This window comes from Pseudomonas sp. TE3552, assembly GCF_056278945.1.
In genome coordinates, this window is sequence record NZ_JBWBQJ010000001.1 from 6,224,964 (window position 1) to 6,236,875 (window position 11,912).

The following is an 11,912-nucleotide window of genomic DNA, read 5'->3' on the forward strand; positions in this document are numbered from 1 at the left end:
TCCGGTATGAGTCCGAGAGTGGTGTAAGGCGTTTCATATACTGGAGGAGGGCGTTTTCCACGAGGCGGGAATAAGGCAGGTAGATTCTTTTCGATAAAGGGAGTTTTCCCAGGTTATGCAGGGAAAACGCTGTCATGGATTGGCAAGGAAAGGAGGGCTAATCGATTGGAAAACGCCCACAAAAAAGGGAGATCCGAAGATCTCCCTTTTTCTCACTCAGCGCGATCAGTCGAACAGGCCGAAGGTCATGTGACTGAACCAGGAACGGTCGGTGTTGCTGGACTCGGGTTCCGGTTCTTCGATCACATCGCCGTGTTCATCTTTAGGCTTGAGCTCGTTCGGGATCGCGTCCTTGGCGTCCTGGAACTGCTTCTGCACGTCCTGGTTGGCGCGGGTTTCACCCGGCGGCAGCGGCGGACGGGATTCGATCAGGCCCAGGGTGGCCTTGCTCAACCACGAACGGTTGTCGGCTTCGGCTACCGATGGCACGAACTGACCGTCCACCAGGCTCGGGTGGTTCGGGTAGTTGAGTTTCAGGGTTTCGAGGCTGGTCGCGGCCAGTTCGTCCAGGTGCAGACGCTGGTAGGCTTCGGTCATCACCGCCAGGCCGTCACCGACCGATGGGGTTTCCTGGAAGTTTTCCACTACATAACGGCCACGGTTGGCGGCGGCAACGTAGGCCTGACGGGTCAGGTAGTAGTCGGCAACGTGGATTTCGTAGGCCGCCAGCAGGTTGCGCAGGTAAATCATGCGCTGCTTGGCGTCCGGTGCGTAGCGGCTGTTCGGGTAGCGGCTGGTCAGCTGGGCGAACTCGTTGTAGGAGTCGCGAGCGGCGCCCGGGTCACGCTTGGTCATGTCCAGCGGCAGGAAGCGCGCCAGCAGGCCGACGTCCTGGTCAAAAGAGGTCAGGCCCTTGAGGTAGTAGGCGTAATCGACGTTCGGGTGCTGCGGGTGCAGACGAATGAAGCGCTCGGCGGCGGATTTCGCAGCCTCAGGCTCGGAGTTCTTGTAGTTGGCGTAGATGAGCTCGAGTTGAGCCTGATCGGCGTAGCGACCGAACGGATAACGCGACTCCAGGGCCTTCAGCTTGGCTGTGGCGGCGGTGTAGCTATTGTTGTCCAGATCGTGCTGAGCCTGCTGGTACAGCTCGACTTCGCTCAGGTTTTCGTCTACGACTTCCTTCGATGAGCAAGCAGCGGTCAATGCGAGGATGGCGATCAGCAGCAGGTGTTTCACTTGCATGGCGGCTTGCGTCCCTATGACGGCCGCTGTCTTGGGCGGGGCCGTCCTGTTATGATGAGTGCCCCGTTGAAAAGCCTCGGGGCAAAAGACGCCGTATTTAACCACAAGCGCGCAGCCGAAACCAAAGGCTGTGCCGACGCCTAGTCTGAGCATGTCCGATAAAATTGAACTTCGCGCAGAGGTGCCGTCCGAATTGGGCGGCCAACGCCTCGATCAAGTCGCCGCACAATTATTCGCTGAGCACTCGCGCTCGCGCCTTTCCGCCTGGATCAAAGACGGCCGCCTGACTGTGGATGGGGCGGTTATCCGCCCGCGAGACATCGTTCATGGTGGCGCCATCCTTGAGTTGACTGCCGAGCAGGAAGCTCAGGGCGAATGGATCGCTCAAGACATCGAGCTGGACATCGTCTATGAAGATGACGACATCCTGGTGATCAACAAGCCTGCGGGCCTGGTGGTGCATCCGGCCGCCGGTCACGCCGACGGTACCTTGCTCAACGCCTTGCTGCACCACGTGCCGGACATCATCAATGTGCCCCGCGCCGGTATCGTGCATCGCCTGGACAAGGACACCACCGGTCTGATGGTGGTGGCCAAGACCATTCAGGCGCAGACACAGCTGGTCACGCAATTGCAGAGCCGCAGTGTCAGCCGGATCTACGAATGCATCGTGATTGGTGTGGTGACGGCCGGCGGCAAGATCAACGCGCCGATCGGTCGTCACGGCCAGCAACGCCAGCGCATGGCTGTGATGGAAGGTGGCAAGCAAGCCGTCAGCCATTACCGTGTACTTGAGCGTTTCCGCTCCCACACTCACGTGCGGGTGAAGCTGGAAACCGGTCGTACGCACCAGATTCGTGTGCACATGGCGCACATCAACTACCCGTTGGTCGGAGACCCTGCCTACGGCGGTCGCTTCCGTATTCCGCCGGCTGCCAGTGTGACCATGGTCGAATCCCTGAAGAATTTCCCGCGTCAGGCGCTGCATGCGCGATTCCTGGAGCTGGATCATCCGACCACCGGTAAACGCATGAGCTGGGAATCACCGCTGCCGGACGACTTCGTCTGGTTGCTGTCGCTGCTCAAGCAAGACCGCGAGGCGTTCATCGGATGAGTGACTGGCTGATTCCCGACTGGCCTGCGCCTGCTGGGGTGAAAGCCTGCGTTACCACCCGTGCGGGCGGCGTCAGTCTGGCGCCGTTCGACAGCCTCAACCTGGGCGATCATGTTGACGACAGCCCTGAAGCCGTCGCCGAAAACCGCCGTCGCCTCACCGATCATTTCTCGATTCAACCGGCCTGGTTACAGCAGGTTCACGGCATTGCCGTCGCTCATGCTGACCCAGGCCGGGTAGTCACTGCCGACGCCAGTTGGACGGCAACCCCCGGTATTGCCTGCGCGGCGATGACCGCCGATTGCCTGCCAGCGCTGTTTTGCGACCGTGCCGGCACTCGCGTAGCGGCGGCCCATGCCGGCTGGCGTGGATTGGCGGCGGGCGTGCTGGAAGCAACCCTCGACAATCTGGCTGTGCCACCCGCCGAAGTGCTGGTCTGGCTCGGCCCGGCCATTGGCCCACAAGCCTTTGAAGTCGGCCCCGAAGTGCGCGAAACCTTCGTCCGGCAATTGCCCGAAGCCGATAAAGCCTTTATACCGAGCCAGAATGCTGGCAAGTTCATGGCCGACATTTATGAGCTGGCGCGTTTGCGTCTGGCCGCTCGTGGTGTCACCGCTGTGTATGGCGGTGGTTTCTGCACGGTGACCGATCCACGTTTCTTTTCTTACCGCCGCAGCTCACGCACCGGCCGGTTTGCCTCCCTCATCTGGCTCGAACTCTAGACTTCTCTGATCTGCATCAACTGTACGCCGCTTGAATCTTCCAGAATCGACCACATCTATAGCGGTATCTGGCAGGTTTCTTCATTCGGGATGTTTATAGGTCCGGCCTGCTCAAAAGGAAGGTGACCCCATGCGTATAGACCGTTTAACCAGCAAGTTGCAGTTAGCCTTGTCCGACGCCCAATCCCTGGCTGTCGGCCTCGATCATCCGGCCATTGAGCCGGCGCATTTGATGCAGGCCATGCTTGAACAACAGGGTGGTTCGATCAAACCCCTGTTGATGCAAGTGGGTTTCGACGTCAACAGCTTGCGCAAAGAGCTGACCAAAGCGCTCGATCAGTTGCCGAAAATCCAGAATCCGACCGGCGACGTGAACATGTCGCAGGATCTGGCGCGTCTGCTCAACCAGGCCGATCGCCTGGCCCAGCAGAAGGGCGACCAATTCATCTCCAGCGAACTGGTGCTGCTCGCCGCCATGGACGAGAACAGCAAGCTGGGCAAGTTGCTGCTCGGCCAGGGCGTGAGCAAGAAAGCCCTGGAAAATGCGATCAACAATCTGCGCGGCGGTGAGGCCGTCAATGACGCCAACCACGAAGAGTCGCGTCAGGCGCTCGACAAATACACCATCGACCTGACCAAACGCGCCGAAGAAGGCAAGCTCGATCCGGTGATCGGCCGTGACGATGAAATTCGCCGCACCATTCAGGTCCTGCAGCGCCGTACCAAGAACAACCCGGTGCTGATTGGTGAGCCTGGCGTGGGTAAGACCGCCATCGCCGAAGGCCTGGCTCAGCGCATCATTAACGGTGAAGTGCCGGATGGTCTGAGAGGCAAACGCCTGTTGTCCCTGGACATGGGGGCACTGATTGCTGGTGCCAAATACCGGGGCGAGTTCGAAGAACGCCTCAAATCCCTGCTCAACGAACTGTCGAAGCAGGAAGGGCAGATCATTCTGTTCATCGACGAATTGCACACCATGGTCGGTGCCGGCAAGGGCGAAGGCTCGATGGACGCCGGCAACATGCTCAAACCGGCATTGGCTCGCGGTGAGCTGCATTGTGTGGGTGCGACGACGCTCAACGAGTATCGCCAATATATAGAGAAGGACGCGGCCCTCGAACGGCGCTTCCAGAAAGTGTTGGTGGACGAGCCGAGCGAAGAAGACACCATCGCCATTCTGCGTGGCCTGAAAGAGCGTTATGAGGTTCACCACAAGGTGGCGATCACCGACGGCGCAATCATCGCCGCGGCCAAGCTCAGTCATCGCTACATCACCGACCGTCAGTTGCCGGACAAAGCCATCGACCTGATCGACGAAGCAGCCAGCCGCATCCGCATGGAGATCGATTCCAAGCCAGAAGTGCTGGACCGTCTGGAACGTCGCCTGATTCAGCTGAAGGTGGAATCCCAGGCGCTGAAGAAAGAAAGCGACGACGCGGCGAAGAAACGTCTGGAAAAACTGCAGGAAGAAATCGCCCGTCACGAGCGTGAGTATTCGGATCTGGAGGAAATCTGGAACTCGGAAAAAGCCGAAGTCCATGGTTCGGCGCAGATCCAGCAGAAAATCGAACAGTCCCGTCAGGAACTGGAAGCCGCACGCCGTAAAGGCGACCTGAACCGCATGGCCGAGCTGCAATACGGAGTGATCCCGGACCTGGAGCGCAGCCTGCAAATGGTCGACCAGCACGGCAAGAGCGAAAACCAGTTGTTGCGCAGCAAGGTGACAGAAGAAGAGATCGCTGAAGTCGTGTCGAAGTGGACCGGCATCCCCGTGGCGAAAATGCTCGAGGGCGAGCGCGAAAAACTGATGAAGATGGAAAGCCTGCTGCACCAGCGTGTGATCGGTCAGGACGAAGCGGTGATCGCCGTCTCTAACGCGGTGCGGCGTTCCCGTGCCGGGTTGTCCGATCCGAATCGCCCGAGCGGCTCTTTCATGTTCCTCGGCCCGACCGGTGTCGGTAAAACCGAGCTGTGCAAGGCGCTGGCCGAGTTCCTCTTTGATACTGAAGAGGCGATGGTGCGGATCGACATGTCCGAGTTCATGGAGAAGCATTCCGTGGCTCGTCTGATCGGCGCGCCACCAGGCTACGTGGGCTATGAGGAGGGCGGTTACCTGACCGAGGCGGTGCGTCGCAAGCCTTACTCGGTGATCCTGCTGGATGAGGTCGAGAAGGCCCACCCGGACGTGTTCAACATCTTGCTGCAAGTGCTTGAAGATGGCCGTTTGACCGATAGCCATGGCCGCACAGTGGATTTCAAAAATACTGTGATCGTCATGACCTCCAACCTGGGTTCGGTGCAGATCCAGGAGCTGGTAGGGGATCGCGAAGCGCAGCGTGCGGCGGTGATGGATGCGATTTCCACGCACTTCCGTCCGGAGTTCATCAACCGGGTCGACGAAGTGGTGATCTTCGAGCCATTGGCTCGTGATCAGATCGCCGGCATTACCGAGATCCAGTTGGGTCGCCTGCGTAGCCGCCTGACCGAGCGCGAGCTCAAGCTTGAGCTGAGCCCGGAAGCGATGGATAAGTTGATCGCCGTCGGTTACGACCCGGTCTATGGCGCACGGCCGCTCAAACGGGCGATTCAGCGCTGGATCGAGAACCCGTTGGCACAGCTGATTCTGTCGGGTCGATACATGCCTGGCGAGACTGCCAAGGGCACCGTGGAAAACGACGAAATCGTCTTCGTCTGATTCCCGGCGGCAGCAAATTGAAAGAGGCCTCGCATTGCGAGGCCTTTTTTTCGTTAGGCTGTTGAACTCAAAGGAAAAGGCTTGTAAAGTGCGCCCCGCAGTAAGTCACCCCGAGGGGTTTCTGCTCCCCAAGCAGGAATCTGAAATAAGTTGCAAATCATTAACTTGAAAGCAATTTAGGGGGTTGACAGAGGTGCTTAAGATTGTAGAATAGCGCGCCTCAGACACACGAACGCAGCGATGCGAACGGGTCGAAGAGGTGAAGCAAGCTTCACAGTTGTAAATTGAAATATGTAGTTCCGTGATAGCTCAGTCGGTAGAGCAAATGACTGTTAATCATTGGGTCCCAGGTTCGAGTCCTGGTCACGGAGCCAATTTCAAACCGGGGTATAGCGCAGTCCGGTAGCGCGCCTGCTTTGGGAGCAGGATGTCAGGAGTTCGAATCCCCTTACCCCGACCATTTTTGGGTCGTTAGCTCAGTTGGTAGAGCAGTTGGCTTTTAACCAATTGGTCGTAGGTTCGAATCCCACACGACCCACCATTTTTGAAACCGGTTAACGCTGGAATCGAATCTTAAGATCAGACGCCAAAAGCTCTGTTCGCAGAAGGCGCCTTTAAACGGGTGCCTTTTTTACCGGGGTATAGCGCAGTCCGGTAGCGCGCCTGCTTTGGGAGCAGGATGTCAGGAGTTCGAATCCCCTTACCCCGACCATATTAAAAATCCTCGTATCGAAAGATACGGGGATTTTTTTTGTCTGCGAAAAAACAGATCGCTTCAAGTCATCGTACAACTTGCCGATAACGAGCTAACGGGGCACACAGGGCCTCCACTCCAGCCAATAAAAACAAAGGCGCTCGTTATGTTTCTTCGTCAGCTGAATATTGCCCCTCGCGCCGCGCTGGGTTTTGCCATGATTGCGGTACTGGTGGCGTTACTCGGAATATTTGCACTGGGGCAGATGTCGAGTATTCGCGACAGTGAGGTGGCGGTGGAGAGCCAATGGCTGCCGAGCATTCGCGGCGGTGACGAGATCCGTGAGCTGATGCTGCGCATCCGTACCATTTCGCTGCGCATGGCCCTGGATCAGGACCCGAAGAACATCCCTCAGTACCGCAGTCAGATGGACACCCGCGACAAGGAGCTGAGCGACAGGATTGCCAGCTATGACAAGCTGGTCACCACGCCCGAAGGTCGGGAGTTGTATGACCAGTTCAAGAAAACCTTTGCCGCTTACCGATCGGGCATCGCCCAATCGTTCACGCTGGCGGAGCAGGGGCGCCGTGACGAACTCAGCAAACTGCTGCTGGTCGACATGAAGACCGTTGTCGATGGTTCGGGCAAACAGCTCAACGATCTGGCGGAACTGTTCACCCGGCAAGTGGCTGCCGAAAGCCAGAAATCCCAAGAGCACTATGCCAACTCCCGGATGATCGTCAGCCTGTTCATTGCCCTCGCGGCGTTGGCCACGATCGGCCTTGCAATGCTGCTGACCCGCAGCATCGTCAAACCTTTGGGAGAGGCCTTGAATGCCGCGCAAAGCGTAGCGCGAGGCGATCTGACTCGCTCCATCGAAACCCATGGTAACGATGAAGTGAGCCGCTTGCTCAAGGCGCTGGCGACCATGCAGCACAACCTGCGTGAAACTTTGCAGGGTATCAGCGGTTCGGCGGCGCAATTGGCGACGGCGGCCGATGAATTGAACGCGGTCACGCTCGACAGCACTCAGAACCTGCAACAGCAGAACAACGAAATTGAACAAGCCGCGACAGCTGTCACCGAAATGACCACGGCGGTGGAGGAAGTCGCGCGCAATGCGGTTTCTACCTCCGACGCCACACGCCAATCCAGTGAGTCGGCACACGTTGGCCAGGAGCGGGTCAGCGAAACCGTCAATGCCATTAGCGCCCTCGCCAGCGACGTGCAGACGACGGGCGGGTTGGTGCAATCGCTGGCCAACCAGTCCCAGGACATCGGCAAAGTACTGGATGTGATTCGTGCCATTGCCGAACAGACCAACCTGCTGGCCCTCAACGCGGCCATCGAAGCGGCCCGCGCCGGCGAAAGCGGTCGAGGTTTCGCGGTGGTCGCCGACGAAGTGCGCGCCTTGGCTTACCGCACGCAACAATCGACTCAGGAAATCGAACAAATGGTTCAGGGTATGCGCACTGGCTCAACCCAGGCGCTGGATTCCATGCAAGCCAGCTCCTCGCGGGCGGCCAGCACGCTTGCCTTGGCCGAGCGTGCGGGTGAAGCGTTGCAGACCATCACCGCTTCGGTTCACCAGATCCACGAACGCAATCTGGTGATCGCCAGCGCCGCCGAGGAACAGGCGCAAGTGGCCCGTGAGGTCGATCGCAACCTGGTGAACATTCGCGATTTGTCGGTGCGCTCCGCCGCCGGCGCTGACCAGACCAGCGCCTCGAGCCATGAGCTGTCGCAATTGGCCAATTCGTTGCGGACCATGGTCCAGCGGTTTCAGGTGTAAATCCGCCAGATGAAAAAAGCCCCGCTTCTCGACGGAGAAGCAGGGCCTGGTCTTGCGAGGCTTAGCTATTGTCTTTCAGGTGCTCGAACAAGCCCTTTGGCATTTTTTTGCCATTGGCTTCGTAGTTGGCTTTCACGTTATCGAACGCCTCTTGCTCCGAGATCTGACCATCGTGGTTGGTGTCGATCTTGTCGAAGTCGGCCTTGGGTGCCACTTTCAAGAACTCCGCCCGGGATACCTGGCCATCACCATCGGTGTCGGTCTTGGCCATCGAAGCATCGCCACACTTGCCTTCACCGCATTTGCCTTCAGGCGTTTTCACGACCTGTTCCGCCGACGCAAGCAGGTAGCCCTGAGTCAGAGGTTGCGAGGCGAACACGGAGCCGGACAACGTCATGCCGCCGGCCAGGACAGCGCCAAGCAGGCCAATGGTGTTTTTGCTGAGAGTAGTGGTACGGGACATTACAAATCTCCTGGGTTGCGCGACACAACCGTTCGATAAAGGACGCCACGTGAGCGCGGCGATGACCGAAGCAGACGCTGCCTTGCTCGGGTGTGGTCATTTAGCGGGTGTGGTGTATCGCTACTGTGTCGCGAAGGAGGGAGTTTGTAAGCGAAGGGATAGAATCGGGAGGAGGGATACAGTGAGACACACAAGTGCTCGAAAGCTGGATCGCGGTGCTCCATTCGCGGGCAAGCCTCGCTCGGGATTTGAGTCGGCCATGGAATTTATGTCCGACGTATAACCTGAGCGAGGCTTGCCCGCGAAGAGGCCCTAATTGACGCTGAAGATCTTAATGCAGTTTCAGCCGCGGCTCAGTCCCGCGGCCGATCTTGCTGCCCAGCATTAACATCGCCGTGCGGAACGCGCCATACAATGCCATCTGGTGCATGCGATACAGCGACACATAAAACATCCGCGCCAGCCAGCCCTCGAGCATCACGCTGCCGGTGAGGTTGCCCATCAAGTTACCCACAGCCGAAAAACGTGACAGCGAGATCAGCGAGCCGTAGTCGGTGTACTTGTACTCCGGCAGTGTTTTGCCTTCGATCCGCAGTTTCAGCGATTTGGCCAGCAACGAAGCCTGCTGGTGCGCCGCCTGGGCGCGTGGTGGCACATTGCGTTCGGTGCCCGGTTGTGGGCAGGCCGCGCAGTCACCGAAGGCGAAAATGTTCTCGTCTCGGGTGGTTTGCAGGGTCGGCAGCACGTGCAGCTGATTGATGCGGTTAGTTTCCAGGCCATCGATGTCCTTGAGGAAACCCGGCGCACGAATCCCGGCGGCCCAGACTTTCAGGCTGGCCTTGATCACATGACCGTCGGCGGTAATCAGGCTGTCTGCGGTCACTTCACTGACCGCGGCATTGGTCATGACGTTGACCCCGAGTTTCTCCAGGGTTTTATGCACAGGCCCGCCGATGCGCTCCGGCAGGGCCGGCAATACCCGTGGCCCGGCTTCGATCAGGGTGATATGCATGTTTTCCGGCTTGATCCGGTCCAGGCCGTAAGCCGCCAGTTCATGGGCGGCGTTGTGCAGCTCCGCGGCCAGTTCGACCCCGGTGGCGCCGGCGCCGACGATGGCCACGCTGATCTGCTGCACCGTGTCGGTTTGCCCGGCGTGGGCGCGCAGGTAGTGATTGAGCAGTTGCTGATGGAAGCGCTCGGCCTGTTTACGGGTGTCGAGGAACAGACAATGCTGCGCAGCGCCCTGGGTGCCGAAGTCGTTAGTGGTACTGCCGACGGCAATCACCAACGAGTCGTAAGGCACTTCACGCGCCGGTACCAGTTCCAGACCGGCCTCGTCATAGGTGGCGGCCAACTGGATTCTTTTCTGCGTACGATCGAGCCCGCTCATGCGCCCCAGCTGGAACTCGAAGTGATTCCATTTTGCCTGGGCAACATAGTTGAGTTCGTCTTCGGAAGAGTTCAGGGAACCTGCCGCCACTTCGTGCAACAACGGCTTCCAGATGTGGGTCAGGTTCGCGTCGACCAGCATCACGCTGGCCGTGCCGCGCTTGCCCAGAGTCTTACCCAGACGGGTAGCCAACTCCAGACCGCCGGCGCCGCCGCCAACGATGACAATACGATGAGTCATGGGGATATCTCGCAAGGCTAAAAGAAATCGGTGCAATTACCCGAGCGAGCGCAATGCTGCTCATAGCGTCAGATAACTGATAAGTCGGCTCAACAGGCCTAAACCCATGGTCACTGCCAACACCACCACCAGGAGCATCCACGGCCGGAAGGGCCGGCGCTCGACTTGGTGCTGGGACAGGTTCAGGTACTCTTCGACATGCTTCTGGTCGTCGGGGTTCAGGCGGCTGGTCATAAAGGCCTCGTCAGGTAGACGTTGCTGAATGTGTAGACGCTACAGCGCGCAGCGATGTTGCGAATTATCCGGTGTGGAACGGAGCATAGTCGCTGGCTGGAATGGCAAAGGACTCGACTTTGTAACACTCGGCGACCCACTCCTGCAACGGACTCACAGGCTGATCCCGACATCGAAGACGATGCTGCGACCCAGGTTGCTGCGCAGGAAATCCGGGGCCTCCGGGTGCGCGAATAACACTCGGGCGAAGGTCGGGCCGACCAACGACAACGAGCGCCAGCCCTGGCGCAGGTATTCGGTCGGTGGTGGAAAGTGGCTGTTGAGGTCCAGCACTTCGCGCTTGAGGCTGGCGAAGGCGATGATGTCCAGCTCCCCCAGGTCCATGCCGCGCTCTTTGTAGTTATGCGCTTTTTTGCGCAAGGTCGGCGCCAGTCTCAACAGAAATTCATTGGCCGGGATGCGTCGGGGCTTGGCCTCACGGCGCACCAACTGGCTCAGGGAAAACGCGCTGCGCCGACGTTGCAGCTCGTCGCGCCATTCATCGTTGAGGCGCCGGCCCTCGTCGAGTACGAAGAACACCTCGAAATTCGCCTCACGGAACAGCACGTCCGGCGGTTCCCCGGCGGGGGCGAATTCGTCGGCGCGATAGGGAATGTTCAGACCCTGCAGCAGGCGCTGGCAAACCCAACGCTCACGCTCCCATTTGCGGGCATTGGAGAGGAACGTGTTGGCTTGCTCGGCCGCAATGGTCAGCAGGCGTAAATAATCTGAGTCATCCATAGGCCCAAGCTTAGCGTTCAAATGTGACCTGAATAAATAAAATCCTTCAGGAGAGGGGAAAGCTTCCCCCGCTTTTCCCTGGCATGCCTATGGGCGTTCACGCGGCTGTAGCTGGTCTAAATTGTGCTTTATGACATCCATTACCGCTGCGGTCATCACCGAGGTGGAGACACCGAACATCAGGATGCCATTGGCTGCCTCCAATGGGCCAAGCATACGCCAGCGCGAGGACATGACGATATCGCCGTAGCCCAGCGTGGCGAAGTTGACCGCTGAGTGATACAGCGCGGTGGCAAACGCGTCGAATTCACCGAGCAGCATGAACAGCGCGGCCCAGATGGCGATTTGCACGAAATTACCGAGCAACATCAGCAGCATCACCATCGATAACAATGAAATATTCAACCATTGCGATTCACGATCTGGCTGGACATGTCTGAAATGCACGTAATGACGCAGGCATATGGTCACGAAAACAGCTTGCAGTAGCAGGCAAAACAGCATCACGGGGAGGCCGGCCAGCAGATTCAATAGCATGGGAATATC

10 protein-coding genes, 4 tRNA genes and 1 pseudogene are annotated in these 11,912 nt (G+C 58.6%); 9 read left to right on the plus strand and 6 right to left on the minus strand.

Annotated features, from left to right (window positions below; genetic code table 11):
• Positions 1–225: 225 nt before the first annotated feature.
• The gene (locus ACZ9BB_RS28260) at positions 226–1,242 is read right to left on the minus strand and encodes an outer membrane protein assembly factor BamD (protein WP_476218072.1); all 1,017 of its coding nucleotides are present in this window, start codon (positions 1,240–1,242) and stop codon (positions 226–228) included.
• A 151-nt stretch (positions 1,243–1,393) separates the two neighbouring features.
• On the opposite strand from ACZ9BB_RS28260, the gene rluD reads away from it, so the two are divergent.
• The 9 genes and pseudogenes from rluD (at position 1,394) to ACZ9BB_RS28305 (ending at position 8,259) form a co-directional block, all read left to right on the plus strand.
• Positions 1,394–2,356: a 23S rRNA pseudouridine(1911/1915/1917) synthase RluD gene (rluD, locus tag ACZ9BB_RS28265; RefSeq protein ID WP_007901932.1), complete on the plus strand. Its 963-nt coding sequence runs from the start codon at positions 1,394–1,396 to the stop codon at positions 2,354–2,356.
• A complete protein-coding gene (gene pgeF, locus ACZ9BB_RS28270; RefSeq protein WP_476218074.1) occupies positions 2,353–3,078 on the plus strand; it encodes a peptidoglycan editing factor PgeF in 726 nt (241 codons plus the stop codon). The genes rluD and pgeF overlap by 4 nt, the downstream gene beginning before the upstream one ends.
• Positions 3,079–3,208: 130 nt before the next feature.
• Positions 3,209–5,773 carry an ATP-dependent chaperone ClpB gene (gene clpB, locus ACZ9BB_RS28275; RefSeq protein ID WP_476218076.1) on the plus strand — a complete coding sequence of 855 codons (2,565 nt, stop codon included), beginning with the start codon at positions 3,209–3,211 and terminating at the stop codon, positions 5,771–5,773.
• Between the two features lie 298 nt (positions 5,774–6,071).
• A tRNA-Asn gene (locus ACZ9BB_RS28280) sits at positions 6,072–6,147 on the plus strand.
• A 9-nt stretch (positions 6,148–6,156) separates the two neighbouring features.
• Positions 6,157–6,233, plus strand: a tRNA-Pro gene (locus ACZ9BB_RS28285).
• Between the two features lie 5 nt (positions 6,234–6,238).
• Positions 6,239–6,314 (plus strand) — tRNA-Lys (locus tag ACZ9BB_RS28290).
• A gap of 94 nt (positions 6,315–6,408) precedes the next feature.
• A tRNA-Pro gene (locus ACZ9BB_RS28295) sits at positions 6,409–6,485 on the plus strand.
• A gap of 148 nt (positions 6,486–6,633) precedes the next feature.
• A pseudogene (locus ACZ9BB_RS28300) lies at positions 6,634–7,404 on the plus strand (MCP four helix bundle domain-containing protein); the annotation flags it as partial.
• Positions 7,396–8,259 (plus strand): methyl-accepting chemotaxis protein, encoded by an 864-nt coding sequence (locus ACZ9BB_RS28305; RefSeq protein WP_476218443.1) that lies wholly within the window; start codon positions 7,396–7,398, stop codon positions 8,257–8,259. The pseudogene ACZ9BB_RS28300 and the gene ACZ9BB_RS28305, both read left to right, overlap by 9 nt.
• Positions 8,260–8,320: 61 nt before the next feature.
• On the opposite strand, the gene ACZ9BB_RS28310 is transcribed toward ACZ9BB_RS28305, so the two are convergent.
• The 5 genes from ACZ9BB_RS28310 to ACZ9BB_RS28330 all read right to left on the minus strand — a co-directional run bounded on the left by ACZ9BB_RS28310 (position 8,321) and on the right by ACZ9BB_RS28330 (position 11,903).
• A complete protein-coding gene (locus tag ACZ9BB_RS28310; protein ID WP_476218078.1) occupies positions 8,321–8,722 on the minus strand; it encodes an HvfA family oxazolone/thioamide-modified RiPP metallophore in 402 nt (133 codons plus the stop codon).
• Between the two features lie 331 nt (positions 8,723–9,053).
• Positions 9,054–10,352 carry an NAD(P)/FAD-dependent oxidoreductase gene (locus tag ACZ9BB_RS28315; protein ID WP_476218080.1) on the minus strand — a complete coding sequence of 433 codons (1,299 nt, stop codon included), beginning with the start codon at positions 10,350–10,352 and terminating at the stop codon, positions 9,054–9,056.
• 60 nt (positions 10,353–10,412) lie between these two features.
• Positions 10,413–10,586, minus strand: coding sequence for a DUF3094 domain-containing protein (locus ACZ9BB_RS28320; RefSeq protein ID WP_123497141.1), 174 nt, complete (start codon positions 10,584–10,586; stop codon positions 10,413–10,415).
• A gap of 153 nt (positions 10,587–10,739) precedes the next feature.
• Entirely contained in the window at positions 10,740–11,366 is a 627-nt protein-coding gene (locus ACZ9BB_RS28325; protein WP_476218082.1) for a DUF1780 domain-containing protein, read from the minus strand.
• Between the two features lie 87 nt (positions 11,367–11,453).
• The gene (locus tag ACZ9BB_RS28330; protein ID WP_476218084.1) at positions 11,454–11,903 is read right to left on the minus strand and encodes an ion channel; all 450 of its coding nucleotides are present in this window, start codon (positions 11,901–11,903) and stop codon (positions 11,454–11,456) included.
• Positions 11,904–11,912 lie beyond the last annotated feature (9 nt).